The organism is Rheinheimera sp. UJ63 (assembly GCF_021568285.1).
Classification (GTDB): domain Bacteria; phylum Pseudomonadota; class Gammaproteobacteria; order Enterobacterales; family Alteromonadaceae; genus Alishewanella; species Alishewanella maricola.
Genome location: NZ_JAKGTQ010000002.1, coordinates 19,677 through 46,480, shown reverse-complemented (window position 1 = coordinate 46,480; position 26,804 = coordinate 19,677). Strand labels below are relative to the sequence as shown.

Below are 26,804 nucleotides of genomic sequence, written 5' to 3'. Positions count from 1 at the left end.
ATCTACGCCACCGCTTGCAACGGCAACATTTGCTGATGCAAACTTGCTAACAAGGTTTCGGTTGTCGCCCAATCAATACAGGCATCGGTGACTGACACACCGTAATGCTCGGCTTTACCGGCGATCAGATCTTGCCGCCCTGCTGATAAATGACTTTCTAACATTAAACCAATAATGGCATCATTGCCGGCTAAACGCTGCGCGACGACATCAGCGGCCACGAGCGGTTGTCGATTATGGTCTTTGTGCGAATTGCCATGACTGCAGTCGACCACAATACCACGTGGTAATTTTAATTTATCAATTTTTTGTAAGACATCTTGAATGCTGGCTGCATCGTAATTTGGCGCACTGCCACCCCGTAAAATGATATGCCCATCCGGATTACCGGCGGTTTGCACCAAGCTCACTTCACCTTTTTGGTTAATACCAAAGAATGTGTGGCCGCTAGCGGCAGATTGCAACGCATTGAGCGCTACATTTAAACTGCCATCGGTACCATTTTTAAAACCAACAGGCATCGACAAACCACTGGCCATTTCACGGTGCGTTTGCGATTCCACGGTGCGGGCACCAATCGCCGCCCAGCTAATTAAATCAGACATATATTGTGGGCTGATCGGATCGAGCGCTTCGGTTGCAACCGGCAATTCTAAATCGGCCATTTTTAGTAGCAATTCACGGCCCCAAGTTAAACCGGTTTCTAAGTCAAAGGAGTCATCAAGATGCGGATCGTTGATAAAGCCTTTCCAGCCCACTGTGGTACGTGGTTTTTCAAAGTACACGCGCATCACAATATATAAACTATCTTGGTAAGCTAGCTGCAGTGCTTTAAGTTTATGTGCATATTCCATCGCGGCAACGGGATCATGGATAGAACATGGCCCGGTCACCACCAGTAAACGTTTATCATGGCCATGAATAATGTTAGCAATATCATTGCGTGCTTTCGCAATAAAATCTAAACCTTGAGCTGATAGTGGCAACACTTTCTTTAACACAGCAGGTGAGATCAGGGGTTTCTGGGCGACGATACGCAAATCATCAACAATCATACTCATTTAATGGTGCTCCTGTAGCGGTATGAGTCACGGGCGGTGATTTAGCATAGATAATAATATCGTTGCCCGCTGACCTAAAATTGAGTGTAAATATTAATTTACACATCGTATTTTTTAAATTACATATTTCGCAGTTTACGGATAGACGGCTACAGCGTCAAGCCTACAAACCAATAAAATTGCCACTTACACTGAAATGCAACATAAAAATATGCCGTAAACTTTTTAATACAAAGCAATAAATCGCAGCATAAAATCAGGCTGTAGCATAGCAACACTGCAGCAAGCCAGCACTTGCCGAGGTGTTGCAACCCCTTTTAAAAGAGCGATTTAGCGTTAGAAGCGGGTCAGCAGCTTTTTATAAGCAAGAGTAATGCGGACGAAGGCTTGTTGATCACCTCCGCGATCGGGATGATGTTTTAAGGATTGTTTGCGAAAGGCTTTTTTTAATTCTACTTGAGAGCAAGGCCATTGTAGGGCTAATAAACGCAAGGCTTCATCATCGGACAGTTTTACGTCTGGTGGGCTAAGATAACGCTGTTGATAAAACTGCCAAAACTGATTTAGGCGCTCCGACAGCCCCATGGGCGTCATCCGCCAATAATTTTGCCACTCGGCATAATAGGCCGCTTTCGTGTCAGGCGTTGCCGGCAGGGCGTTTTGCCATGGCAGAATTTTAATCCGCGCTAAACCAATTTCAATATGTGCTGTTTCATTGGCAGCCCAACGCGCGGCGATACGATAAAGTAAATGGTATAACACAAAATGCACTTGAAATAACGCAAGTTGGCTATCGGCAACTTGGCTAAAAGATTTAAGCTTGAGCAGACTCAAGAGTTGTTGCTCGGTAATGTCACCATAACGACGAGACAACAGGGTTTCCAGTTCTTGTTCTAACTGTTGTAGGGCTTGCTGACTAATCGGCGGTTGCGCAGTGTGGGTAATAGACATAAAAAAGGCCGGCATAATGCCGGCCTCAAATTGCTTAGTTAAGCTTTTCGCGGATACGCGCTGATTTACCTGAACGATCGCGTAAGTAGTAAAGCTTAGCACGGCGAACTGCACCACGACGTTTCACGGTGATGCTATCGATCATTGGGCTGTGCGTTTGGAAAACACGCTCAACACCTTCGCCGTTAGAAATTTTACGGACGGTGAAGGCTGAATGCAGACCACGGTTACGCTTGGCGATAACTACGCCTTCGTAAGCCTGCAGACGGCTTTTGTCGCCTTCTTTAACTTTAACTTGAACCACTACAGTATCACCTGGAGCGAATGCTGGAACGTCTTGTTTCAACTGTTCCTGTTCAAGTTGTTTGATGATGTTTTGGCTAATTTTGCTCATAACAATCTCACTTTACCTGGAATTAACTATCTTGTAGCTGCAACGCCTGGTGTTCCTGTTGGAATTCAGCCAGTAACTTGCGTTGCTCCTTAGTCAGAGCCAGGGAATTTAACATATCCGGCCGTCTTAACCAGGTTCTACCAAGAGCCTGCTTTAGACGCCAGCGTCTAATTTCATTGTGGTGTCCGCTCAGTAAAACTGCCGGCACCTGTTTGTCTGCTAACACCTCAGGGCGCGTATAATGAGGACAATCTAACAGACCAGTTGCAAACGAATCCTGCTCTGCCGATAAATCATGCCCTAGTACACCAGGTACTAAACGCGATACGGCGTCAATTAACACCATCGCAGGCAACTCGCCCCCACTTAATACGTAATCTCCAATTGACCATTCAGCATCAATTTCGGTTTCTATTACGCGCTCGTCAATTCCTTCGTAGCGGCCAGCTACTAATAGTAACTTCGAGTGTTTTGCTAATTCAGCCACACCTTGTTGGTCTAACTTGCGACCTTGCGGTGACAAATAAACCGTGTGTACCTCACCACCTGCAGCCAGTTTAGCGGCGCGAATAGCTTCTGTTAAAGGCTGAACCATCATTAGCATACCTGGGCCACCGCCATAAGGCCGGTCATCCACTGTTCGATGCTTGTCCGTAGTAAAATCCCGCGGATTCCAGCAATCTAAAGTGATTAACCCTTGCTTTACCGCACGGCCGGTTACCCCATATTGCGTAATTGCCTGAAACATTTCTGGAAAAAGTGAGACAACGCCCACCCATCTTTGTTGTTCCTGCATTAAAACGCGGGGTCCCAGTCTACTAACATTTGCTTTGCAGTTAAGTCCACATGCTTCACAACGGTGTTGCTCAGATAAGGAATTAACCGTTCACTCTTGCCAAATGCATCGGTCCGATTGGCTTTCACCACTAACACATCGTTAGATCCGGTTTCCATTAAGTCAGTCACTTCGCCCAAGTTATAGCCTTGCACGTTCATTACGGTCAGCCCCATTAGGTCTTTCCAGTAATAATCGCCGTCTGCCAGTGCCGGTAAGGCATTAACAGGAACCGCGATATCGGCATTAACGTATAACTGCGCTTGATCTCGATCATTAACATCAGTCAGTTTGGTAATTAAACCGTTACTGTGCCGTTTCCAGCTACTGATCTGCACAGGCTGCCAGCTACCCTGAAATTTAACTTGCCAGGGTGTGTAATCAAAAATCCCTTCCGGGATATCCGTGTAAGAGTTAATTTTCAGCCAGCCATTGATACCGTAAACGGCACCAAACTTGCCAAGCACAACAAAATCTTTTTCACTCAACAGTGACAACTCCACACGCTTTGCTAATTAAGCTACTGCTTTCTTAGCTGTTTTTACCAGATTGGTTACGCGATCACTTAATGAAGCACCTTGTGCTACCCAGTGGTCAACGCGATCCAGGTCCAGACGCAGTTTCTCTTCAGTACCGCTTGCGATTGGGTTAAAGAAACCCACGCGTTCAATAAAGCGGCCATCACGAGCAAAACGGCTGTCCGCTACCACAACTTGGTAAAATGGACGCTTTTTCGCGCCACCACGTTGTAAACGAATAGTTACCATACCGTCCTCTAATTTTAATCGTTCAGGTTTTAAAAAATAACAAAACCCCCAGACAGGCTGGAGGGCTGCTGCATTGTACGGATTTCTGGCTTGAATGCAAGGCATTTCATGGCCAAGCGCTCCGTAACGCCAGAGTTAGCGTGGCGGTAACATACCCGGAGGTAATTTGCCCCCCATACCACGCATCATCTTCATTAAACCGCCTTTACCCGACATTTGCTTCATCATCTTCTGCATTTGGGTAAATTGTTTCAGTAGCTTATTAATGTCTTGTACTTCAGTGCCCGAGCCGGCGGCAATGCGCTTTTTACGCGAGCCTTTTAGTAAATCCGGAAACTCGCGCTCTTTTGGCGTCATGGAATTAATAATGGCTTCCATCCGCACAAATTGTTTTTCATCTAACTGCCCTGCGGCACCCGCCGGTAAGTTTTTCATACCTGGGAGTTTATCCATTAACGACATCATGCCGCCCATGCTGCGCATTTGGACTAACTGTTCACGGAAATCTTCTAATGAAAAGCCTTTGCCTTTCATCATTTTTTGCGCCATTTTTGCCGATTTTTCTTTATCGACTTTTTGCTCTAGCTCTTCGATGAGGCCGAGCATATCGCCCATACCCAAAATGCGCGAGGCGATACGATCAGGATGGAAAGGCTCTAAGGCATCGGTTTTTTCACCCATACCGATAAACTTAATGGGCTTACCGGTAATATGACGGATCGATAAAGCCGCACCACCGCGCGCATCACCATCCGCTTTGGTTAGGATCACACCGGTGAGTGGCAAAGCTTCGTTAAAGGCTTTTGCAGTGTTTGCGGCATCTTGGCCGGTCATCGCATCTACCACAAACAAGGTTTCGATCGGTTTGACCGCAGCGTGTAACGCTTTGATCTCATCCATCATCTCGCTATCAACGTGCAAACGACCGGCGGTATCCACTAACAACACATCGAACATGCGCGTTTTTGCATGGGTGATGGCCGCATTAACAATGCTGACCGGTGCTTGTGAAATATCGCTGGGGAAGAACTCAACGTTAATCTCTTTTGCCAGTGTTTCTAACTGCTTGATCGCCGCAGGACGATACACGTCAGCCGACACCACCAGTACTTTTTTCTTTTTACGCTCGGTTAAAAACTTGGCTAATTTGGCGACGGAGGTGGTTTTACCGGCACCTTGTAAGCCTGCCATTAAAATTACCGCTGGCGGTTGGGTATTTAAGGCTAACTCTTGGTTCGCCTCACCCATCGCTTCTTCGAGCGCCTTGCGCACAATTTTCAGGAACTCTTGACCCGGTGTCAGGCTTTTACTGACTTCTAAACCAACTGAACGCTCTTTAATTTGATTAATAAAATCGCGCACTACTGGCAAAGCCACATCGGCTTCTAACAATGCCATCCGCACTTCGCGCAAGGTTTCTTTAATATTGTCTTCAGTAAGACGGCCGCGGCCACTGATATTTTTAAGTGTGCGACTTAAACGATCTGACAGGTTTTCGAACATAACAGTTACCCGTATTCATGAATTGGGCCGATTATAGCGCACAGCAACGGCTACGTCAGCATTGAGATCTTTTGTTCGCATAGCAAAGGGAGATGCTGGGCATTCGCAAAAACTTCCCATACAATAGCCAATATAATGCTTTAAAGGAGTTAATTGAATGGCCATGATGTTACCTGGACTGGCGCTGCTGGCATATCTAATTGCTACCGTTGCAATACTGGCGCGTTTGTTCCACCCAACAGGCCCGAACTTTAAGCTCGTGTTTAGCACTGCAACACTGGCCATCGTGCTGCATATGCTCACTCTAGCCGGTGCCATTTTTACTGGCGCGGGGCAAAACTTCAGTTTGCAAAATGTGAGTTCGTTAATGTGCTGGTTGATCTCGCTGTCCGTTACGCTGACCTCACTTCGCACACCCGCCATTTTACTGTTGCCCTTAGTTTATGGCTTAACGGCCGTTACGCTGCTCGTCACCATGCTGTTACCGGCCAGCGTACAGTTACAGCATTATGAGTTAAACCCCGGCTTAATTAGTCATATCGCACTGGCGTTTATCGCTTATGTCACTTTATTGATGGCTTCGCTGTACTCTATTCAGGTGTCTTATATTAGCCATAAGTTAAAACACAAAGATTTTTCCGGTGTAACACGCTACCTTCCACCTCTAATGCAAGCAGAAAAATTACAATTTCGACTGCTCGCTGCCGGTACAGTATTATTGGCTGCGGCATTAATAAGCGGAATTCCGTTTACAACACATTGGCTTGAACACAAAACTCTGTTAAGTTCTCTAGCCTTGGGTGTTTTTGTGGTATTGTGCTGGGGTCACGCACGCTTAGGCTGGCGCGGCAAAACAGCGATATCGCTGACACTAACAGGCATTATTTTACTGACGTTGGCTTACTTTGGCAGCCGATTCGTAAAAGAGGTTTTGTTAGGTTAATTGTTAAACCCTGATTATGTTTGGCAACAAAGGTAACTGATTCTTGGACGCTATCTCGACTAGCACACTCTTTATTATATTGGGTGTATTGCTTGTTCTCTCTGCTTTCTTCTCTGGTTCTGAAACCGGAATGATGTCAGTAAACCCCTATCGCCTTAAACACCTCGAAAATGAAAATAACAGTGGCGCCAAACGCGTCAGCAAACTGCTAAAACGCCCTGATCGGTTAATCGGCTTGATCCTGATTGGCAATAACCTGGTCAACATTGCCGCAGCCACCGTTACCACACTCATAGGTCAACGACTCTATGGTGATCTGGGTTTAGCCATTGCTCCTGTCGCATTAACGTTAGTGGTGTTGATTTTTGCTGAGGTTACTCCCAAAACGCTGGCGGCCTTATATCCTGAGCGAGTAGCCTTTCCTGCCTCGATTATTTTAAACGTACTGTTGAAGATTTTTTATCCGTTTGTTTTCTTGCTGAATAAAGTCACCAACGGTTTATTAAGCTTAATGGGCGTTAGCCCAGAGAAACATCGTGGTAACAGCTTAAGTGCTGAAGAGCTGCGTACCGTGGTGCATGAAGCTGGAGCGTTAATTCCCGAGCAGCACCAAAGTATGTTAGTGGGTGTGTTAGATCTGGAAAATGTCACCGTTGAAGACATTATGGTGCCGCGTAATGAGATCCTGGGTATCGACTTTAATGACGATTGGAAAGACATTATGCGTCAGCTTGCCAATGCACAGCACAGCCGTTTGTTACTGTACCGTGACAGCATAGATGATGCGCTGGGTTTTATTCACCCACGCGATTTGGTGCGCTTACTACTCAAAGAACAATTTAACAAAGCGTCCTTATTGCGCTCGGTACATGAAATTTATTACATCCCAGAAGGTACAGCGCTCAATACGCAGCTATTGAAATTCCAAAGTACCAAAGAGCGCGTTGGTTTAGTCGTTGATGAGTACGGTGATATCCAAGGGCTAGTGACACTTGAAGATATTCTAGAAGAAGTTGTCGGTGAATTTACCACAGACGTGGTGGAAGATAGCCACGAAGAAATAGTAAAACAACCCGACGGCTCTTATTTAATTGACGGCACCATCAACTTGCGCGATCTGAATAGACAAATGCAATTGGAGTTTCCTACTGACGGCCCGAAAACCTTAAACGGCTTATTACTAGAGTACCTGGAAGAAATTCCTCAAGGCAGTTTAAGTGTAAAATTGGCCGGCTATCCGATAGAGATTATTGATGTGCAAGATAATATGATTAAAACGGTCAGATTGTTGTTGCAGCGTTAAACCTAGCCATTTTGTCATAATGGCTTAACCGAATAGCCAACGGCTAAGCCAGCCTCGCTTCAAATCCTTTTCACAGCCTTGAAGCTGCAAATGATAGATATTAGCTCGCTGCTCGACTTGGCGGGCTGTATTTTGTAACCAGGCTTTGCTGCGATAGGTACCACGCCGATACCCACCCCAACCTTCATGGTAATTTAAATACAAGGCATAGGCGTCATGCTTCGGTACTTTATTAACCTGGTGCGTTTTATCAACATACCAACCAATAAAATCTACAGCGTCATCAAAATCACTACGACTGGCAAAATACCGGCCGGTGTCTTTTAAATAGTCGTCCCAGGTATCGCTTTTGGCTTGTGAGTAACCATAAGCTGAACTGCCTCGTCCATAAGGGATAAAGCCAAGGAAATAACGCATTGGCGGCTTGGCATTGTGTTTAAAGCGGCTTTCTTGGTACATAAAACTGATGGGCACTGCGATAGGCATGCCCCACTTATCGCTGGCTTTGGCGGTTGCCTGATACCAGGCACGATGTTCGCCGAAGATTTCACAGATATTAGATTGATCGCGCGGTGGCGGCGTAGCGCACCCCGAAATGACCATCGCTAAACTCAGCAATATCAGCAGCTTATTTTTTTTTGAATATATTTGAACTATCGGCATCGGTTTGATTCTAACAGTATGAATGGATTCAACCAAGTTTTTGTTTTCCCTGGATTCTCCTTCACGGCTACTTTTGGTAGCCGTTTTTTTTGCCCGCAATTAAACTCAGCGTGACAACGAGACTGTTAATGGTCTTGCTCACAAGCCGGTACTTCTGCAAAGTATTGCTGAATATACTCAGCAAAACTGATGTCATCTGCGGCTTCAATATCAGCTTGTCGTTGCAATGAATCACTGCTAGCGGCGGTAAACTGCGCCTCACTGTATTGTTGATATGGCTCGCTGATAAGTTGCTGGCGATATTGCTCGGCTAATTCCAACATATAGCGGCCATTATCTTTGCGCTGACTAATTAAATGATTCAGCACTTTGCCAGAGAAAGTTTGTGCGGGATCCAATAACGACAAGTAATAATGACGCAAAGCCCCCTGATAACGCTCGGTTTGATAGGCTTCATCTAACCAGGCGGCAATCGGCATCATATCTGCAAAAAGCTGCTCGGCCCAATCTTGCATTAAGCGAGGTTGACCCTCTTGCAATAATTCTAAGTTGATGCGACGACCGTCCGTGACCACTTTTTTCAAGTTTTGCTCTGTAACCGTTTGCTCTGCTGCCGATAGCGTGGGGCTATCTTCTAACAAGCAATACACCAAGAACACATCGAGAAAATGCATTTGCTCAGCTGAAATACCCACCGCACTGAAGGGGTTAACATCTAACGCACGCACTTCAATATATTCAACACCGCGTTTAGCGAGTGCACAGGTAGGTCTCTCACCCGACTCCGTGGTGCGTTTTGGCCGGATTGTCGAGTAAAACTCGTTTTCGATTTGCAGCACATTGGCATTTAATTGCTGATATTCGCCCGCCACTTTAACACCAATATTTTGATATTCCGCTGAAGGTTGGCTTACCGCGGCATGCAAACCGCTAATGTATTCAGGCAAATTGTTATATGTAATATTTAAGCTCGATTGTGCACTATTGGTATACCCCAGATCGCTCATGCGCAACGAAGTAGCATAAGGTAAGTACAAACTGCCTTTACCTAAGGGCTGAAAGGCATAACGCGATTGCCGATCTTCTAAAAACGATTTGCACAGTGCCGGTGACGCGCCAAATAAATACACAATTAGCCAAGCATAGCGCTTATAGTTGCGTATTAACGCGAGATATTGCTCAGAGATAAAATCCTGACTAGCCGTGTTATCCCCTTCTAAGGCTTGATACGCTTGCCAAAAACTCTGTGGTAAAGAAAAATTGAAATGCACACCGCTGATCGCTTGCATCATGCTGCCATAGCGATTTTTTAAACCTTGTCGATACAAGGTTTTCATGCGGCCGACATTAGATTCGCCATAATAGGCCAAAGGGATTTGATCTTGTTCAGCGATATAGCAAGGCATACTGGCTGGCCAAATCCGCTCAGAGCCTAATTGGCGCATGGTAAAACGATGAATATCCGCTAATTGTTGCAAGGTAACATCGATATCAGCTTGTGCTGGGGTAATAAACTCCAGCAACGACTCAGAGAAGTCGGTGGTGATCCAAGGATGCGTTAAGGCTGAACCTAAGGCTGCAGGATGCGGGCTTTGTGATAGAGAGCCATCTTCATTAACACGTAAACACTCACGTTCAATACCACGCTTGATACCGACAATTGAGGCCAACTGGCCGTTTTCTTTAAGTGCGTTTAAGCGTTGTGTAATACTAGAAGCCAAAGTAAATCCTTAATAAACTAAATATCCCCCAGATTTTGGGGGATATGGATTAAAACTCAACCATGCCTTGCTAAATAAAGGGCAACAACACTTATCATTGCCCCATAATGTCTCGACATACTTATTCTGGCTTTTTCTGCTCAGTGCTGGTTGGTTCGCTGTTGGTTTTTTGCTCATCTAAAAAGTCAGCATCATCAGAGTCACCTACTACGTGCTCTAACTTTAATTTGCGCACACTTCTAAAAGTGGTAATAGGGCCTGAACAGGCATAGACCAAGAAAATCAAAAACAGCATTTGTGCTGGTTTAGCCGCAATCACCACAAAGATGACAACCACTAACAATATGGTTAAAAACGAAACGCGATCACGCCAATTTAGGTTTTTAAACGAATTAAAACGGAAATTACTCACCATAAGAAAACCGCAGGCAATGGTAATAAGGCCGACAACATAGCCAAATTTATCACCATCAATTTCATAGGTTGCACCATTCCATACCATGCCTGCGACTAACGCAGCAGCGGCGGGGCTGGCTAAACCTTGGAAAAAACGACCATCGGTCACGCCTAAGTTGGCATTAAAACGCGCTAAACGTAATGCGGCACAAGCCACGTAAATAAAGGCCGCTAGCCAACCAAACTTACCTAAATCGGCTAACGCCCAGTTGTAGGCGACTAAAGCCGGAGCTACACCAAACGCCAGTAAATCGGACATACTATCGTACTGCGCACCGAACTCACTTTGGGTATTGGTTAAGCGTGCAACTCGTCCATCTAAGCCATCAAAAACCATAGCGATGAAAATAGCGACAGCTGCCGCTTCAAATCTGCCATTCATTGATGATACGATGGCAAAGAAACCAGAGAACAATCCTGCAGTTGTAAGCAGGTTGGGTAATAAATAGATCCCTTTGCGCGGGCCATGTTCATTGTTTTTTAGATCTGTCATAGGGCAACTTCTGAAAAAGAGAATATACTGATTATAAGGGACATAACATAACATGGATAGAACCATGGCAAAAGCGAGTCTTATTTTTATGTTTCTGGTCAGTTTGACCAGTAGCACAGCAATGGCACAAACGGTTTATAGCTGGCAAGACGCTCGAGGTGTGACGCATTTTGGTCAGCAACCGCCGCGTGAAGGCAATTATCAGTTAGTCACCGTTCGTACTAATGCTGCATCACGATCGTCGGTGCGAGACTCACGGGGTAATCCAGTGAGTTCTGAACTCGATCCGATGCTTTGTCAAAAGGCACAAGAACAATCATTGTTATTGCGCAGTGGCCAAGAACTATTTACGCAAGACGCAAACAAAAACGAACTTCGCTTATTAACAGAAGTGGAGCGCGAGCAACAAACAATGCTCGTCAATTTTGAAATAAAAAGGCGTTGTGCCCCAACGCCTTAATCGTGTTAAACCCTGTTCGATATGGTACAGGGTTTATACTGTTTTTTAGCGATGGCTTTGCATGGTGAAAGTTTCCCCGTCATGGTCAATGACCACAGTGCAACCTGGTAAGAAATCACCTTGCAATAATGCTTGAGCTAAACGATTCTCCAAATGTTGCTGAATAGCACGTTTCAATGGGCGCGCACCAAACAAAGGATCAAAACCCACTTCAGCCAATTTTTGTAACGCAGCTTCGCTAACCTCAAGCTGATAGTCGCGTTGTTGTAAACGTTCAGCCAAACGATCCAACTGAATTTTAGCAATTTGCTGAATTTGTTTACTATCCAGAGGGTGAAACACCACGGCTTCATCCAGTCGATTTAAAAACTCTGGCCGGAATTGTTTTGCCAACACGCCCATCAACATTTCTTTCATTTGTTCATAACTGTACTCTTTATGGTGTTCTTGAATAAGATCAGAGCCCAAGTTTGAAGTCATGATAATGACCGTATTTTTAAAGTCGACAGTGCGGCCCTGTCCATCGGTTAAACGGCCGTCATCTAACACCTGCAATAGAATATTAAACACATCGGGATGGGCTTTCTCGACTTCATCGAGCAAGATAACCGAATAAGGTTTACGCCTTACCGCCTCGGTTAAATAGCCGCCCTCCTCATAACCGACATAGCCTGGCGGTGCGCCCACTAAACGTGATACCGCATGTTTTTCCATAAATTCAGACATGTCGATACGTACCATCGCATCGGGACTGTCAAATAAGAAACGCGCTAGTGATTTTGTTAATTCCGTTTTACCCACCCCTGTCGGGCCTAAGAATAAGAAAGAGCCAATCGGTTTATTCGGATCCGACAAACCGGCTCGTGAACGGCGAATGGCATTGGCGACAGCCGCTATCGCTTCATGCTGCCCCACCACACTTTGGTGCAAGGCGCTTTCCATTTGCAGCAGTTTATCGCGCTCGCCTTCCAGCATTTTACTTACCGGGATCCCCGTCGCTTTTGATAATACATCGGCAATTTCATGCTCGGTTACCCGATTTCGCAACAAGGTCATTTCTTGCATTTCGGCTTGCGATGCGAGATCCAGTTTTTTCTCAAGCTCAGGGATGCGACCATATTGCAGCTCTGACATCCGCTGCAAATCACTGGCACGACGTGCAACTTCTAAGTCTAAGCGCGCCTGCTCCAACTCTGATTTGATATGCTGTGTACCTTGCAAGGCAGCTTTTTCAGACACCCAGATCTCATCCAGCTCGTTGTAGCTGATGTCTAATTCTCGAATTTGCTCTTGAATGGAATCCCGACGTTTTTTACTGGCCTCATCGGTTTCTTTGGCTAAGGCATTATCTTCGAGTTTTAATTGAATAATACGCCGCTCTAACCGATCTAACTCTTCTGGCTTTGAGTCCATCTGCATACGGATGCTTGAGGCGGCTTCATCGATCAGGTCGATGGCTTTATCGGGAAGTTGCCGATCACTCACATAACGATGTGATAAGGTCGCCGCGGCGACAATCGCTGGATCGGTAATCTCTACCGCATGGTGCAATTCATAACGCTCTTTTAAACCACGTAAAATAGCGATGGTATCTTCCACTGACGGCTCATCCACCAAAACCTTTTGAAAACGACGCTCTAAAGCGGCATCTTTCTCAATATATTTACGGTATTCATCTAGGGTGGTTGCGCCAAGACAATGTAATTCACCACGCGCTAACGCCGGCTTTAGCATATTACCCGCATCCATTGCACCATCGGCTTTACCGGCGCCGACCATGGTATGAATTTCATCAATAAATAATATGATCTGGCCTTCTTCTTTCGACACGTCAGCCAATACGGCTTTCAAACGCTCTTCAAATTCGCCGCGGTATTTCGCGCCCGCCAATAAAGAGCCCATATCCAGAGACAATACGCGCTTATCTTTAAGCCCTTCCGGTACTTCTTTATTGATAATACGCTGCGCCAGCCCTTCAACAATGGCGGTTTTACCCACTCCCGGCTCACCAATTAACACAGGGTTATTCTTGGTGCGACGCTGTAATACTTGAATACACCGACGGATTTCTTCATCACGGCCAATTACCGGATCTAATTTGCCGGCTTCGGCTCGCGCTGTTAAATCTACCGTATATTTAGTTAACGCTTGGCGAGTATCTTCAGCGTTAGCATCTTCAACTTTTTGGCCGCCGCGGATTTGTTCAATAGCCGATACCACGTTGTCTTTGGTAACACCGAGTAATTTTAAAATACGCCCCAACTCAGACTTATCTTCGGTAGCGGCTAACACAAATAACTCACTGGAAATAAACTGATCTTTGCGTTGCTGCGCCAATTTATCGCATTGTTGTAATAACTGCGCGGTGGTACTGGCCAACTGCAAATTACTGGCATCACCTTCCACGCGAGGTAATCGCTCAATACTTTGGCTTACTTTTGAGCGGAGTTCATTAAAGTTAATCGCCAGTTTATTCAACAACTCTCGCACCGTGCCGCCTTCTTGGTTGAGAAGAGCAAACATAATGTGCACGGGTTCAATAAATTGTTGATCGCGCCCGACCGCTAACGATTGGGCATCAGCGATAGCTTCTTGGAATTTACTGGTAAATTTATCTAAGCGCATGGTCTAGCTCCTGCAGGCATAAGTATGGGTTGCTGCATATTAAGATTGGGCTAGATTGTGGAATTTTCAAGCAATAAACGTCAAAAAATTGACTTCGATCAGTTTTATGATGAATGACTGAGCCAAATGGCACTGGCCATCCGACCCGTTTGGCCATCACGACGGTATGAATAGAACTGTGCAGTGTCGTGATAAGTGCAATAGTCGCCACCAAAAATAGCAGAAACACCATAAGCCTGCAGCCGCAGTCGTGCCAGCTGATATAAGTCAGCCAGATATTTATCTTTGCTTAAGGGTTTAAAAGCGCTGGCGGCCAGCTCATTTTGCTGTACAAAGGCTTGGCGCACCTCAGCCCCCACTTCAAAGTGCTTGGGGCCAATGGCAGGGCCTAACCACACCAGTAGCTCACTTGGCTTTGCCTGAAACTGTTGTAAGGTGTTTTCAATCACGCCCGACGCTAAACCGCGCCAGCCCGCATGAATGGCGGCCACCTCAGAGCCTGCGCTATTGCACACTAATAACGGCAAGCAATCTGCCGTCATGACGACACAAACTTGCCCAGCTTGCTGGCTAAACGCAGCATCGGCTTGAGGCAATGCCGCGTTTAGCTCCGCAGTGCTCTTCGTTAAGTGCCACACTTTATTGCTATGAACTTGGTCAAGCCAACAAGGCTCTGCGGGCATAGCCGCTTGCTGTTGAAACAACGAGCGGTTTCGAGCAACCGTAGCCGCATCGTCCCCAACATGTAAGCCTAAATTTAACCCTTGAAACACGCCCTGCGAATAACCGCCGAAGCGAGTTGAGCTTACCGCCTGCACATTAGAAGGTGCAGGCCATGTTGGTTTGAGTAACAAAGGCGTCATTGGCATTTCAGGCTTACATTGTGCATTACACAAAATCCAAGCCATGCTGAGCGGTATCAGCACGTAAAGCGGCATTCAGCTGCACCATGTCATCCGGTAAAGGCGCATGCCATTCCAAAATTTGGCCGGTGATGGGATGTGCCAGTTTAAGCATGATCGCATGCAACGCCTGACGGCGGAAATTACGCATAAACACCAATAAGCTTTCCGCTGCTTGACGCGGAGGGCGTGGCCGCCCCCCATACACCGGATCGCCCACTAAAGGATGACTGATAAACGTCATATGCACACGAATTTGATGCGTTCTACCGGTTTCTAAGCGCAGACGTAACCTTGTATGAGCACGATACTTCTCCATTACCCGGTAATGCGTGACCGCAGGCTTACCGCTTTCAAGCACCGCCATTAGAGTTCTTTTGGTTGGATGCCGGCCAATAGGACGATTGACCGAGCCACCTCCGGTCATGGCACCGTAGCAAACCGCTTCATATTCACGGGTAATTTCACGTGCTTGCATGGCTTCAACTAAATGCGTTTGTGCCGGAATGGTCTTGGCAACCACCATTAAACCGGTGGTGTCTTTATCAAGGCGATGCACAATACCTGCGCGCGGCACTTCACCAATACCCGGGCAATGATGCAATAAAGCGTTTAATAAGGTGCCATCCGCATTACCGGCACCTGGGTGAACCACTAAACCTGCAGGCTTATTGATCACTAAAATATGTTCATCTTCAAAAACCACATCTAAAGCAATGGGCTCGGCCAAAAAACGTTCGTCTTCAGGCAAATCGGCTGTAATATCAATCTGCTCACCTCCGAACATCTTCTGTCTTGGCGTATTGCAAAGTTGCTGTTCAACTTGCACGGCATCAGCCAAAATCCACTCTTTTATACGTGAACGTGAATAATCAGGGAACATTTCGGCTAAAACCTGATCTAAGCGTTTACCAAAAAGATGGTCAGGAACGATTTGTGAAAGTTTTATCTGTTTTGTCATGACGGAAGCAGTTATCCTGTGTGCAACCCCTCGATATCTGGGGTAGAATCGCATTAGCGCCTATTTTAACGATTTTACGCTGGACTAGACAGCCATTTAGCTTAAGTAGTAACGGATTTTTACATGAAATTGAAATTTATACTGATAGTTTTGATGTCAATCGCCCTAACGGCCTGTGCTGGCAAACCCAAACCACAGCAAATGACTGCCACACAAACGGCTCAAGGCATGTATCAACAAGCCAAAGAAGTCTTGGATGCGGGCCTTTATAACCGAGCCATTGAATTACTCAAAGGGGTAGAAAGTCGCTATCCGTTTGGCCCCTTAGCTAAACAGGTACAACTCGACTTAATTTACGCCTATCATCAAGCCGGCGATATTCCACAAGCGTTAGCCAGCATTGACCGCTTTATTCGGTTAAACCCCAACCAGCCTGATTTAGATTATGTCTATTACATGCGGGGCCTGACCAACTTAAAAGCTGATGAAAATGCGTTTCAAGAGTTTTTTGATATAGAGCGCGCTGATCGTGATTTGAGCAGCACCCGTCAAGCGTTTGATGATTTTAAAATTTTATTAAATAGCTTTCCAAACAGCAAATACGCCGATGAAGCGCGTAACCGCATGTTGGTGATTAAAAACAAATTGGCCCAGCATGAATTAATCGTTGCCGATTACTATATGCGCCGTGGTGCTTACCTCGCTGCAGCGAATCGGGGTAAATATGTGCTGGAGTTTTACCGTGATGTACCACAAGTAGAACAAGCTCTTGAAATCATGGTGGAAAGCTATGGCCGCTTGGGTTTAGATAAATTAAAGCAAGATGCGGAACAAGTATTACGCCTTAACTTCCCGCAAAATAGCAGCATCAAATAACCGATATCTCATGACACTCACACCTCCGCTACGACGGAGGTGTTTTTTTTATGACCCTACCGACTTTCTAAATTGCTTCTAACGCTTCAGCTAATTTACTCACACCGATGACCTGCATACCCTCAATCGCCTCTTTGGGCGCATTCGCCATCGGCACGATAGCGCGACGAAAACCATGTTTTGCCGCTTCACGTAAACGTTCTTGCCCACTCGGTACCGGCCTAATTTCACCCGCCAAGCCGACTTCACCGAATACGACCAAATCATTAGGCAAGGGTTTATCACGAAAACTCGATACCAACGCCAGCAGCGTCGCTAGATCAGCACTCGTTTCGTTGACCTTAACGCCGCCGACGACATTGACAAACACATCTTGATCGGCCATTTGCAAACCACCGTGGCGATGCATAACGGCCAATAACATAGAAATACGGTTTTGCTCCATACCCAAAGTCACGCGTCGTGGATTATTCAGCGGTGAATAATCAACTAACCCTTGGATCTCGACTAATAATGGCCGCGTTCCTTCCCAAAGCACCATCACAATACTGCCTGATTGATCTTCTTTGCCGCGCGTTAAAAAAATAGCCGAAGGATTTTTCACTTCTTTCATACCCTGACCCGTCATGGCAAAGACGCCTAGCTCATTTACCGGGCCAAAGCGATTTTTATGGCCACGCATGGTGCGATAGCGGCTATCGGTATCGCCATCGAGCATTACCGAGCAGTCAATACAATGCTCAAGTACCTTAGGGCCGGCCAGCGAGCCATCTTTTGTGACATGGCCCACCATAATAATGGCGATATGATACTGCTTGGCAAAGCGTGTTAAAAAGGCCGCACTTTCTCTAACCTGCGACACACTCCCTGGGGCCGATTGCACATCAGCTAAATGCATCACTTGGATGGAGTCGATAACCATAATGCGGGGCTTTTCTTGCTGCGCTAATTGGCAAATCGTTTCGACATTGGTCTCTGCCAGCATTTTTAACGCGCCCATTGGTAAACCTAAGCGCTGAGCACGCATCGCCACTTGCTGTAAAGACTCTTCCCCAGTGACGTACAAGGCACCACCCTGTTCAGCTAAGCCACACATCATTTGTAGTAATAAGGTACTTTTACCGGCACCAGGATGCCCACCGATTAAAATAGCAGAGCCCGGCACAATACCGCCGCCTAACACGCGGTCAAACTCAACAAAGCCGGTACTAAAGCGTGGTACTTCTTGCAGATCGACTTCATCCAAGCGCATCACTTTAGCGACGGTGGTACCGGCATAACCATCCAGCCGGGTATTTTTCGTTTTGACTGCACCAAGTCTCACTTCAGTAATACAGTTCCAAGCCGAGCATTCAGAGCACTGACCTTGCCAGCGCATAAAATCGGCACCACACTCATTACATACGTAGGCGGTTTTTGTTTTTGCCATGATCTTTCCTAATTTGAATAAAAGGCACAGATATTGCTTTTCGAAATAGAACAACGTAGCTTAATCTCATTATAACCCTAAGCTGCCAAAATTTTGGCAACTGAATCAGCTGACTATGACTGCAACCGACTTTAAAGAGCAATCTGGCATTATTGAAAGGATGAAAGGACTGATCAACTCACCTGAGTTTGAGCAGACCTTTGCTAGCCTGTCTGCCAGCCTGCCTAAGTCAAAACAGTTCTTATTAAAAATGGAACTGAAGCGTCTTGCTCAGCCTTGCAACTATTACATTGATTTACGCGGCCATGTTGATGGTGATGTTAAACCTTTTGTCTATTTAGGCAAAACCCATCACCTAGATGATACCGCACGGCAGATCTTTGAAAACGGCGTTAACGATTACGGCCAGTACACCATTGGCGTTTACGAAGAAGTCATGAACGCCGATAATAACTTTCGGGTTCGTCATCGCAAAGAAACCGAAGAGCGCATTCGTAATGCGTTAGCACAACGCCGTAATGGTTTGCAGCTGCCCGACCCCGCGAACACGCAAGAAAATACCGAGCCAGCAGAAGAAACCAGCAACCCGAATAAATTGGTGCAGTTTGGCTATTATATCAGCCGCTGTGAAGAGCGCATGAATTATGGCATTGAAGTAGAAGTCCGCCATGCGGATCAGCGTTTTAGTGCCATGACCACGGATCTGTCTGTTGGTGGTTGTAAATTAAAAATACCGGCGGGGCGGCAAATTGTTGTGGGCGACACCCTCAATTTGGCTTTGCGTGGCTTAGAAAAAGAATTCACCTTGAATTTGCCTAAGGGGTTAAATTATCAAGTTTTAGAAGTTGATGAGCAGGATAAATACAACTATCTGCGGTTAAAGCGCTTGAATCCAGAACAAGAAGGCTCGTTTAATCAATTTTTACAAAGTTTTATTCATGGTAATAAACGCCGCTACAAGGTGAATTTAGATAACACCACCGACGCCGTCATTACCAAAGGCTATGAACAATACTATTTGCCGCGAATTAATACTCTACCGGTCTATTTATCGGTTGTTGATGGCCAAGTCAGTAGCCGTTTTTGCCTCACCAGTGATTACAACAAAAGTGTTTGGCATTATTTTTTGGATGAACAGCAACTCTCAGTATTAAGCCATGTACTTTCTGCCAAGCGGCTAAAACTGCTGTTGAGCCAGACCTCGACCGAACGCTCCAGTATCTTGTATTGCTTTACCCACGCAGCAAAAGGCAAATTGTATTTTTATGCTGCGACAGATCTTGAACTTGCCGAATCAAGCGCTTTACGTGAGATGTTTTTTGGGTTTGGTGCCGGCAAGCCCAGTTGGCGGGTATTCCATCTTAATTTATTAAAAACTAACGTAAGCCAAAGCATTAATGAATTTGCCATACCCGGCGCGGTCAACACACAAAAACCGTCCCCCTTGATCGCGGGCATGCTCAAAGACATGCATTATATTGCCGCACTGACTGAAATCAGTTCGGCTGAACATCGACGTTATTACTCGGGCTATACTTACCAAACCGATAAATTAGCGGCCTTAAATAAATTTGGATTAAGTAAAGCCCTTCAAGCCAAACCCTGCGAAGCGGTAGCTATTCATTATATTAATTTACGTGCTGAGTCGCGTTATTTGTATAAAACCACCGTGCTAGTTCGAAGCAAACCAGAGCAAGCCCCTATCAGCAGTTTTAGCCGAGACTTCTCAACTGGCGGTCTACAAATTGAATTTAGCCAACCTGTCGATTTTCAAAAAGGCGATATACTGCTCTTTGAATTACCTGATCTTCAAAAAATCACCAACAAACATCAATTATCGGGCTTACCTTACGAAGTAATGGCAGTGAGTAAAAGCCGCACCATTATGAATTTGAAAATTGCCAAAACCGATTCTCATATTGGTAAGGTGTTTTTTCAGCAGTTAATCCAAAGTAACCGCAGCAAATTAACCGTGGCCGAAGAAACACCAAAGTACCCTGGCTTATCGGATGCACTGCGCAATATGTATGTTAAAACGCTGAATAACTTTGCGGTTTTTATTCATCGTAAAGGCCTACGCCATGACGTAAATGTGTTAGGCCGCGGCGCCCAGCCCAATGCGATCCATAAGTTGCTGCAACTGTCGCAACAGAGCAGCAAAAGCTTGGATTTTAGTTTATTGACCAAAGAGCACGTGCTAACGCAAGAAGTCGCTAATTTTTTAAAGCAAATGAAGCGACATGATCCGTCTAAACAATTTGAGTTATATATTCGGGTTACCCCGTTAGACAATGGTCAACTGGAGTTTAGTAGCCATTATGACTTTGAGTTTAAGCAAGCGGAAGATCTGCAAATCTTTATTTTAGATGCCATTGAACATCATGTGCTGTTTAGCTTTAAACTCTATGTTTCTCGCACCGGTAAGCTCGACTCAGAATATATTGCCAAGGAAATTGGCTATATCAGTGTTTATGCTATGCACAAAGCCAAAACGTTAGAGGAAGAGTTGTGGCATGTCGAAGGGGTGGCTGATGGCGTAGAAACCTCTGCAGAGATGGTCATTCGCTATAATGCGGCTGCGGCGGCGGCTCAACAGCAAGCGCGCTTGGCTATCTTAGCGCGCGCTAAATAGCCGTTATAAGTTTTTTAGCCACTGCGCGAGTTCTTCAAAATGATCCGTTGCTGCAGCGGGATGCGTTAACATCGAAATATGATCATAGTTTTGCGAATAGCCCTGCGTTTTCCCCAATAAACTGAACTTCGCCTCACGCTGAGCGCATTCTGCGATAAAAGCTTGTACATCCTTAGGGTGACCTAGCACGCGATCATGCTCGGCGGCAAAATGCCAAATAGCTGGCCAAGCGGCTTGCTGACAAGCTTGCTGATAATCAAAACCATCTGTGCAATCTTTAAACGGTGCACCTTTGATCCAACGAATGGTATCCAACAAAAATTGTCTGGGCTCATCATCCGCCCCTAAACGCCAGCGTTTAGCAGGTAAATAACCGGGCTGCCGACTTAACCAAGGGGCCAGATTATTCCATACCATATCGATTTTCAGCCATTTTGCTAATGATCGCACACTGATCACGCGTTTTGTGCCAAAACAAACCTTAGCTTTAACTTTCTGCAGTAAATGCGGATGACGGGCTAAACTCGCCGCCGCTAACACGCCGCCCCACGAATGACACATTAAGATTAAGGGCTGTTGATGTAGGTCGTAAAAATGCTCAATTAAGCGCGGAATATCATGACAAATTAATTGTTGCTGATTTTGCTGCAAGCCAGCAGCCAGCGAGGGTTGCGATAAACCACGACCAGCAAAATCGACGGCATAACCAATAAACCCCTGATCGGCTAAGAAGCTGGCAAGGCCTTTACCTGAATGGCTGTAAAAAATGCGCCCATTCTCAATTGCACCGTGCAAATACAACACCGGCGCAAGTGAACCGTGCAGCGGTGTTAATTGCCTAACATGCAGATGATAGTCTTTTAAATCAACAAACAACGAATGTTGTTGATGCTTCACGCGGGTTCGACCAAATACAATAGCTGCAATAAGCTGCCGGAGGTGATCGCCGCTTTGGCTGCCGCCTGCACCTTGGGTTTAGCATGAAAGGCTACACCTAAGCCGGCTTGTTGCAACATTAATAAGTCATTAGCGCCATCTCCTATGGCGATGGTTTGAGCCAGTGGAATGTGATACTGCGCAGCTAACTCGGCGACAACAGCCGCTTTACGCTCTGCATCAACAATGGGTCCTAACACCTTACCCGTTAACTTACCCTCAACAATGTCTAATTGATTAGCAAAGGTTGCCGTTAAGCCCAGTTGCTGCTTTAGAGCATCAGTGAAATAGGTAAAACCGCCGGAGGCGATAGCGACCTGCCAATGATAACGCTGCAACGTTGCCACCAACTCGGTTAACCCCGGCATTAATGGTAACTTATCTAATACTTGCTGCAGCACTGATTCAGGTGCACCAGCTAAAGCCGCCACCCGCTGTTGCAAGCTTTGTGCAAAATCCAGCTCACCGTTCATCGCTCTGGCAGTAACGGCGGCCACCTGTTCACCCACACCGGCTAACTTAGCAATCTCGTCGATACATTCAATTTCAATGGCCGTCGAGTCCATATCCATCAGTAATAAACCGGGCTGCGTTAACGCGGGACGCGTTGCTAAAAATACCAGCTGGCAATCTAGCGCTGTCGCGATCTGGTTTAATCGCGCTTGCTCAGGTTGCATCAGTGCGGGGCTTTGCAACAACAGGCCGGCCGGTAAGCTAGCAAGCGGTTGATTGACACTGACGGTTAATAACATGGCAGGTAATGCCAGCGCAGCTAAAATCTGCTCAAGTTGGCTCAAACTCTGCTCGCCACCAAAGTAAATTAATACTGGGCCACTGGCAGCGCTATCAGCTGTTGCCACGCTCTGAATTTGCCCAGCTCGCCATTCTAAACACAACGGCTGCTGCGCTTCAGTTAACATCGACTCAAGCTCACGATTAAACGGAGCTAATACTTTAGAAAAATTCGACACGCTCTGCCCTATACTTAACTGAATGACCATGGCATGCTACAACACTTTAGGCAGCGACCTGCCGACGTCATTTAGCGGTTAAAAATATGCAGCACCATAGCCTATCAGGTCATCGATATTCAAGCTTTATTACCTTATTACAACTGGCATTAGCCGTATTAGGTATCTGGTTTATTTTGCATAGCTGGGGCGCAGCACGCACTGAAGGCCAGCAACTGTTGATGCAACAAAATAAACTGCTGATGCGTGAAACCTTAATTGCCATGTCTTACACCGCCGGTTATTTATTAGAAAATGACGAATTGGAAGGCTTGTCGCAATTAACTCAACATATTGCTGAAAATCCGTTCTTACATGATGTCGTGGTTTATGATGCGAATGGCGTCAGGATCAGTTGGTCAGAAGCGAATTCTGCCGCACGCTTACTGTATCGCCCCGACCAGCCTTTAGCCTTAATCCCGATGGTAGAAGAAATTCGAGTGAACAACGAATTGCTTGGCTATATCAAATTAAGTTTATTGCAGGATGAAAAGTTGTTTCCGGGCTATCATTCTTGGCAGCAATTAATGCAACAAATCTTAGGTCTGCTGCTACTTACTGGTGCGGTGGGCATGTTACTAAAACGCAATGTTAGCCTGTTAAGTCAGCGCTATCGCAAACCACCTACTCCCCAAGCCTAGTACTCTTTCCCTTAACGCTTTTCGCCGGTTAGCTTAGTCGCAAGATCTGACGACTATTTTGCCACAACGCCGCAGCGAGCTGCGTTGGGGATTCATCTCTTAATTGACATAAAGCGTCAAACACCTGCGCTAACTGCGCTGGCGTATTAACCTGCCCTTGAAAACCGCTTAGCGGCATAGCGGGTGCATCGGTCTCTAACACTAAAGCCGACAGCGGTAATTTACTGACCGCATTCCGTGTTTTTTCCGCTCGGCTATAGGTAATAGTGCCACCGATACCTAATTTGAACCCCACATCGATAAAAGCGTGCGCTTGTTGCTGACTTCCTGAAAACGCATGCAAAATGCCGCCTTCACTAAACTGCTGACGTTTAATTTCCGCTAATAACGCTGGCTGACTTTTACGATGGTGCAAGATCACCGGTAATTTATGCCGTTTGGCTAACGCTAATTGTGCTGCAAACAATTGCTGCTGTATGACAAAACTGTCCGCATCTAACGCGAAATCAAGGCCAATTTCACCAATGGCCTGCACCGATACCTCTGGCTGTTGCAACTGCAACGCCAGCAAATCAATATCCGCTAAGTGGTGTTTAATGGCCCACCAAGGATGGATACCCAAAGCAACATAAAATTGCGGGTTGGTTTGACACAGCTTCAGCAAACGCGGCCAATTTTCTTTGGCCACTGCTGGAATTAACAAGGCTTGCACCCCAGCTTGCTGTGCTAGGCGCCAATGCGCTGGCCACGCAGGCCAGAGCTCGGGTAAGTCAAGATGACAATGGGTGTCGAATAGCGGGTAAGACATCGAGCGAGCTGTTATTTGGGGGCTATTCACTCGCGCGATTCCTTCTTTACTGCCGCGTTAAGGGCACAACCGCTCAATTTGCCAGCCAAGATCCGTTTGCCGATACATAAAGCGGTCATGTAAGCGATGCTCACCGCCTTGCCAAAACTCAATTTGATAAGGCCGTACTAAAAAGCCGCCCCAAAAATCGGGTAACGACACATCACCATGCGAAAATTTCTCTTTGATTTCCGCAAATTTCTGCATCAGTGCCAATCGCGTTGACACCGGCCGACTTTGCTCCGATGCCCAAGCGGCCAACTGGCTTTCTTTGGGTCGTGATAAGAAATACTTCATTACCTGACTGGTAGGCACGCGTTCTGCCGTGCCATAAACGATCACTTGGCGCTCGAGAGGATGCCACGGAAAGTGTAAGCAAACTTTCGGATTAGCCGCTAACTCGGTAGCCTTACGGCTGCCAAGATTAGTGTAAAAGGTAAAGCCGCTCGGGCTCAGATCTTTTAACAACACCAGCCGCTGTGACGGCTGGCCCTCAGCGTCGACGCTCGCTACACACATGGCGGTCGGATCGGGCAATTCTGCCGCCACCGCATCTTTTAACCAGTGTTCAAATTGCACAATGGGATCGGCATCGAGCTTGTCGAGATCCAATTTATCTTTGGTGTAGCTGCGGCGAATCGCGTCGATTTTCATGTTACATCCGTTCCATTACTTCAATACCCAGAAGGTCCAAGCCTTTGTGTAATAACTTGGCGCTAAAAATACTCAGCATTAAACGGCTGTCACGCGTTGCTGGTTCAACACCTTCTTTTAGAATAGGACAGGCTTCATAGAACGTCATGTATAAACTGGCCAGTTCATACAAGTAATTACACAGTAAATTCGGCTGAGCTTCCTTCATCACTTGTTGCAAGGTTTCTTCAAAACGCAACAATTTAACGGCTAACAATTTTTCCTGCTCGGCGCCAATCACGATTTCAGCATGAAAATCAGCCGCAACCTCGGCTTTGCGTAAAATACTGCGTACCCGAGTATAGGCATATTGTAAGTAAGGTGCGGTAGCGCCTTCAAAGCTGAGCATCGCATCCCAGCTAAAAATATAGTCACTGGTACGGTTTTTCGATAAATCCGCATATTTTACCGCCCCAATGCCAACCTTACGGGCGATCTCAGCCATCTCAGTTGCTGATAAATCGGTCACTTTATCTTGCAATACCGCATTGGCGCGAACTACCGCTTCTTCCAGGAGTTCAGCCAGCTTTACTGTGCCGCCAGTACGCGTTTTAAAGGGTTTACCATCTTCACCCATCATGGTGCCGAACGGGCAGTGATCATAGGCTGTGCGCTCGGCTAAATAACCGGCCTTGCGTGCCACTAATTCGACTTGATTAAAGTGCAGCGCTTGCCGTGCATCCGTGAAGATAATAATGCGATCGGCGGCTAACTCGTGGCTGCGATACTGACACGCGGCTAAATCGGTGGTCGAATATAAGAAACCCCCACCGGTTTTTTGAATGATAAAAGGTGAAGGGGTACCCTCTTTATCGGCTAATTCTTGCAAAAACACCACTAAAGCACCTTGGCTTTCAACCGCGATGTCTTTTGCGACTAACTCAGCAACAATCGGTTGTAACATGGCGTTATAGGCGCTTTCAGGTTTGATATCGGCATTCGTCAGGGTGACATTCAGTTTCTGATAAACGTCGTTGCTGTGCTTAATCGAGGTATCAATAAACATCTGCCACAGTTTTTGACAATGCGCATCACCGCTTTGTAGTTTCACCACGTAATCACGTGATTTATCCGCAAAACCGCTTTCATCATCAAAACGCTTTTTCGCTTCCCGATAGAAATCTTCAAGATCGGCTAAGGCGACCGTTTCTAAATCGACACCGGCGGCGATTTTGTCTTCTAAATGCGCAATCAGCATACCAAATTGCGTGCCCCAATCGCCCATATGGTTCTGTCGGATCACGGTGTCCCCCCAGAACTCAAGGGTTCGTACAACCGCATCACCAATAATGGTTGAACGTAAATGGCCAACGTGCATTTCTTTGGCTAAGTTAGGCGCAGAATAATCCACCACCACCGTTTGCGGTGTAGGATTCACCGCAACGCCCAAACGGCTGTCGGTTGCTGCCGTCGTTAATTGCGATGCTAGCCAGTTTTTATCTAACTTCACATTGATAAAACCAGGCCCCGCTATTTCAACGCTTTCGGCCATGTCGGCAATATCGAGCAGCTCTAGTAACTGTTGAGCCAGCTGCCGCGGATTAGTTTTTAATAACTTGGCTGCCGCCATAGCGCCATTGATCTGATAATCACCAAATTCTGGCCGCGTGCTTTGCGTAACAGCCGCATTAACGTTATCGGTTAAGCCAAGCTGTTGAAAGGCGGCAAGGGTTTTCTCAGTTAAAAGGTGTTTAATATTCAT

General features: G+C 46.2%; 25 protein-coding genes. 6 read left to right on the top strand and 19 right to left on the bottom strand.

From position 1 onward, the window contains the following. Positions 1-2 precede the first annotated feature (2 nt). The 7 genes from L1N97_RS06300 to ffh all read right to left on the bottom strand — a co-directional run bounded on the left by L1N97_RS06300 (position 3) and on the right by ffh (position 5,511). A complete protein-coding gene (locus tag L1N97_RS06300) occupies positions 3-1,061 on the bottom strand; it encodes a 3-deoxy-7-phosphoheptulonate synthase (protein ID WP_229587910.1) in 1,059 nt (352 codons plus the stop codon). A 336-nt stretch (positions 1,062-1,397) separates the two neighbouring features. Further along, entirely contained in the window at positions 1,398-2,012 is a 615-nt protein-coding gene (locus L1N97_RS06295; protein ID WP_236129199.1) for a DNA-J related domain-containing protein, read from the bottom strand. Positions 2,013-2,046: 34 nt separating this feature from the next. Continuing rightward, entirely contained in the window at positions 2,047-2,406 is a 360-nt protein-coding gene (rplS, locus tag L1N97_RS06290) for a 50S ribosomal protein L19 (protein ID WP_226752018.1), read from the bottom strand. Positions 2,407-2,428: 22 nt separating this feature from the next. Next, positions 2,429-3,202, bottom strand: coding sequence for a tRNA (guanosine(37)-N1)-methyltransferase TrmD (gene trmD, locus L1N97_RS06285; protein WP_226752017.1), 774 nt, complete (start codon positions 3,200-3,202; stop codon positions 2,429-2,431). Beyond that, on the bottom strand, positions 3,202-3,729 hold the full coding sequence (gene rimM / locus L1N97_RS06280; protein WP_229587916.1) for a ribosome maturation factor RimM: 528 nt from the start codon (positions 3,727-3,729) through the stop codon (positions 3,202-3,204). The genes trmD and rimM overlap by 1 nt, the downstream gene beginning before the upstream one ends. 27 nt (positions 3,730-3,756) lie before the next feature. Further along, a complete protein-coding gene (gene rpsP / locus L1N97_RS06275; protein ID WP_226752016.1) occupies positions 3,757-4,008 on the bottom strand; it encodes a 30S ribosomal protein S16 in 252 nt (83 codons plus the stop codon). Positions 4,009-4,143: 135 nt separating this feature from the next. Beyond that, positions 4,144-5,511 carry a signal recognition particle protein gene (ffh, locus tag L1N97_RS06270; protein ID WP_229587918.1) on the bottom strand — a complete coding sequence of 456 codons (1,368 nt, stop codon included), beginning with the start codon at positions 5,509-5,511 and terminating at the stop codon, positions 4,144-4,146. Between the two features lie 157 nt (positions 5,512-5,668). On the opposite strand from ffh, the gene L1N97_RS06265 reads away from it, so the two are divergent. Together L1N97_RS06265 and L1N97_RS06260 are read left to right on the top strand one after the other, a co-directional pair. Continuing rightward, a complete protein-coding gene (locus L1N97_RS06265; protein WP_229587920.1) occupies positions 5,669-6,454 on the top strand; it encodes a cytochrome C assembly family protein in 786 nt (261 codons plus the stop codon). Positions 6,455-6,497: 43 nt separating this feature from the next. Next, positions 6,498-7,757 (top strand): HlyC/CorC family transporter, encoded by a 1,260-nt coding sequence (locus L1N97_RS06260; protein ID WP_229587922.1) that lies wholly within the window; start codon positions 6,498-6,500, stop codon positions 7,755-7,757. Between the two features lie 24 nt (positions 7,758-7,781). On the opposite strand, the gene L1N97_RS06255 is transcribed toward L1N97_RS06260, so the two are convergent. From L1N97_RS06255 to pssA, 3 genes are all read right to left on the bottom strand, one after another. Further along, positions 7,782-8,420: a transglycosylase SLT domain-containing protein gene (locus tag L1N97_RS06255; protein ID WP_268964621.1), complete on the bottom strand. Its 639-nt coding sequence runs from the start codon at positions 8,418-8,420 to the stop codon at positions 7,782-7,784. 125 nt (positions 8,421-8,545) lie between these two features. After that, complete coding sequence (gene gshA, locus L1N97_RS06250; protein ID WP_236129197.1) at positions 8,546-10,141, bottom strand: glutamate--cysteine ligase; 1,596 nt, start codon at positions 10,139-10,141, stop codon at positions 8,546-8,548. A gap of 121 nt (positions 10,142-10,262) precedes the next feature. Then, on the bottom strand, positions 10,263-11,090 hold the full coding sequence (pssA, locus tag L1N97_RS06245; RefSeq protein ID WP_229587928.1) for a CDP-diacylglycerol--serine O-phosphatidyltransferase: 828 nt from the start codon (positions 11,088-11,090) through the stop codon (positions 10,263-10,265). Between the two features lie 52 nt (positions 11,091-11,142). Here pssA and L1N97_RS06240 point away from each other — a divergent pair, with 52 nt between their 5' ends. After that, positions 11,143-11,550 carry a DUF4124 domain-containing protein gene (locus L1N97_RS06240; protein ID WP_236129196.1) on the top strand — a complete coding sequence of 136 codons (408 nt, stop codon included), beginning with the start codon at positions 11,143-11,145 and terminating at the stop codon, positions 11,548-11,550. A 45-nt stretch (positions 11,551-11,595) separates the two neighbouring features. Here L1N97_RS06240 and clpB read toward each other — a convergent pair whose 3' ends face one another. The 3 genes from clpB to rluD form a co-directional block, all read right to left on the bottom strand. Beyond that, positions 11,596-14,175, bottom strand: a complete 2,580-nt coding sequence (gene clpB, locus L1N97_RS06235) for an ATP-dependent chaperone ClpB (RefSeq protein ID WP_236129195.1) — start codon at positions 14,173-14,175, stop codon at positions 11,596-11,598. A 104-nt stretch (positions 14,176-14,279) separates the two neighbouring features. Beyond that, positions 14,280-15,083, bottom strand: a complete 804-nt coding sequence (pgeF, locus tag L1N97_RS06230; protein WP_236129194.1) for a peptidoglycan editing factor PgeF — start codon at positions 15,081-15,083, stop codon at positions 14,280-14,282. Then, positions 15,064-16,038, bottom strand: a complete 975-nt coding sequence (gene rluD / locus L1N97_RS06225) for a 23S rRNA pseudouridine(1911/1915/1917) synthase RluD (protein WP_226752007.1) — start codon at positions 16,036-16,038, stop codon at positions 15,064-15,066. The genes pgeF and rluD overlap by 20 nt, the downstream gene beginning before the upstream one ends. A 123-nt stretch (positions 16,039-16,161) precedes the next feature. Between rluD and L1N97_RS06220 the strand changes: the two genes are divergently transcribed. Further along, positions 16,162-16,914 (top strand): outer membrane protein assembly factor BamD, encoded by a 753-nt coding sequence (locus L1N97_RS06220; RefSeq protein ID WP_229587935.1) that lies wholly within the window; start codon positions 16,162-16,164, stop codon positions 16,912-16,914. A gap of 67 nt (positions 16,915-16,981) precedes the next feature. Here L1N97_RS06220 and radA read toward each other — a convergent pair whose 3' ends face one another. Further along, entirely contained in the window at positions 16,982-18,343 is a 1,362-nt protein-coding gene (gene radA / locus L1N97_RS06215) for a DNA repair protein RadA (protein WP_229587937.1), read from the bottom strand. A 115-nt stretch (positions 18,344-18,458) separates the two neighbouring features. Between radA and L1N97_RS06210 the strand changes: the two genes are divergently transcribed. Next, positions 18,459-20,975 carry a PilZ domain-containing protein gene (locus L1N97_RS06210; RefSeq protein WP_236129193.1) on the top strand — a complete coding sequence of 839 codons (2,517 nt, stop codon included), beginning with the start codon at positions 18,459-18,461 and terminating at the stop codon, positions 20,973-20,975. A gap of 3 nt (positions 20,976-20,978) precedes the next feature. Here L1N97_RS06210 and L1N97_RS06205 read toward each other — a convergent pair whose 3' ends face one another. Then, positions 20,979-21,872, bottom strand: coding sequence for an alpha/beta fold hydrolase (locus tag L1N97_RS06205; RefSeq protein ID WP_236129192.1), 894 nt, complete (start codon positions 21,870-21,872; stop codon positions 20,979-20,981). After that, positions 21,869-22,882 (bottom strand): phosphoserine phosphatase SerB, encoded by a 1,014-nt coding sequence (serB, locus tag L1N97_RS06200; RefSeq protein ID WP_236129191.1) that lies wholly within the window; start codon positions 22,880-22,882, stop codon positions 21,869-21,871. Before serB ends, L1N97_RS06205 begins: the two co-directional genes overlap by 4 nt. Positions 22,883-22,968: 86 nt before the next feature. Between serB and L1N97_RS06195 the strand changes: the two genes are divergently transcribed. After that, on the top strand, positions 22,969-23,562 hold the full coding sequence (locus tag L1N97_RS06195; protein ID WP_229587945.1) for an AhpA/YtjB family protein: 594 nt from the start codon (positions 22,969-22,971) through the stop codon (positions 23,560-23,562). Between the two features lie 28 nt (positions 23,563-23,590). Here the strand turns inward: L1N97_RS06195 and L1N97_RS06190 are convergent, their stop codons facing one another. Genes L1N97_RS06190 through argS form a run of 3 tightly spaced genes read right to left on the bottom strand, consistent with a single transcriptional unit; the run spans position 23,591 to position 26,804 of the window. Next, positions 23,591-24,400, bottom strand: a complete 810-nt coding sequence (locus L1N97_RS06190) for a TatD family hydrolase (protein ID WP_236129190.1) — start codon at positions 24,398-24,400, stop codon at positions 23,591-23,593. A gap of 27 nt (positions 24,401-24,427) precedes the next feature. After that, positions 24,428-25,063, bottom strand: coding sequence for a pyridoxamine 5'-phosphate oxidase (pdxH, locus tag L1N97_RS06185; RefSeq protein ID WP_229587949.1), 636 nt, complete (start codon positions 25,061-25,063; stop codon positions 24,428-24,430). Position 25,064: 1 nt separating this feature from the next. Further along, the gene (gene argS, locus L1N97_RS06180) at positions 25,065-26,804 is read right to left on the bottom strand and encodes an arginine--tRNA ligase (RefSeq protein WP_236129189.1); all 1,740 of its coding nucleotides are present in this window, start codon (positions 26,802-26,804) and stop codon (positions 25,065-25,067) included.

Bases quoted from the DNA above. Each gene is read 5' to 3' on its own strand.
- pdxH (WP_229587949.1), bottom strand. From the start codon at position 25,063: ATGAAAATCGACGCGATTCGCCGCAGCTACACCAAAGATAAATTGGAT.
- pgeF (WP_236129194.1), bottom strand. From the start codon at position 15,083: ATGGCTTGGATTTTGTGTAATGCACAATGTAAGCCTGAAATGCCAATG.
- clpB (WP_236129195.1), bottom strand. From the start codon at position 14,175: ATGCGCTTAGATAAATTTACCAGTAAATTCCAAGAAGCTATCGCTGAT.
- trmD (WP_226752017.1), bottom strand. From the start codon at position 3,202: ATGCAGGAACAACAAAGATGGGTGGGCGTTGTCTCACTTTTTCCAGAA.
- L1N97_RS06265 (WP_229587920.1), top strand. From the start codon at position 5,669: ATGGCCATGATGTTACCTGGACTGGCGCTGCTGGCATATCTAATTGCT.
- rluD (WP_226752007.1), bottom strand. From the start codon at position 16,038: ATGACAAAACAGATAAAACTTTCACAAATCGTTCCTGACCATCTTTTT.
- rpsP (WP_226752016.1), bottom strand. From the start codon at position 4,008: ATGGTAACTATTCGTTTACAACGTGGTGGCGCGAAAAAGCGTCCATTT.
- L1N97_RS06240 (WP_236129196.1), top strand. From the start codon at position 11,143: ATGGATAGAACCATGGCAAAAGCGAGTCTTATTTTTATGTTTCTGGTC.
- rplS (WP_226752018.1), bottom strand. From the start codon at position 2,406: ATGAGCAAAATTAGCCAAAACATCATCAAACAACTTGAACAGGAACAG.
- ffh (WP_229587918.1), bottom strand. From the start codon at position 5,511: ATGTTCGAAAACCTGTCAGATCGTTTAAGTCGCACACTTAAAAATATC.
- L1N97_RS06295 (WP_236129199.1), bottom strand. From the start codon at position 2,012: ATGTCTATTACCCACACTGCGCAACCGCCGATTAGTCAGCAAGCCCTA.
- radA (WP_229587937.1), bottom strand. From the start codon at position 18,343: ATGGCAAAAACAAAAACCGCCTACGTATGTAATGAGTGTGGTGCCGAT.
- L1N97_RS06300 (WP_229587910.1), bottom strand. From the start codon at position 1,061: ATGAGTATGATTGTTGATGATTTGCGTATCGTCGCCCAGAAACCCCTG.
- L1N97_RS06195 (WP_229587945.1), top strand. From the start codon at position 22,969: ATGCAGCACCATAGCCTATCAGGTCATCGATATTCAAGCTTTATTACC.
- pssA (WP_229587928.1), bottom strand. From the start codon at position 11,090: ATGACAGATCTAAAAAACAATGAACATGGCCCGCGCAAAGGGATCTAT.
- L1N97_RS06210 (WP_236129193.1), top strand. From the start codon at position 18,459: ATGACTGCAACCGACTTTAAAGAGCAATCTGGCATTATTGAAAGGATG.
- L1N97_RS06255 (WP_268964621.1), bottom strand. From the start codon at position 8,420: ATGCCGATAGTTCAAATATATTCAAAAAAAAATAAGCTGCTGATATTG.
- argS (WP_236129189.1), bottom strand. From the start codon at position 26,804: ATGAATATTAAACACCTTTTAACTGAGAAAACCCTTGCCGCCTTTCAA.
- L1N97_RS06220 (WP_229587935.1), top strand. From the start codon at position 16,162: ATGAAATTGAAATTTATACTGATAGTTTTGATGTCAATCGCCCTAACG.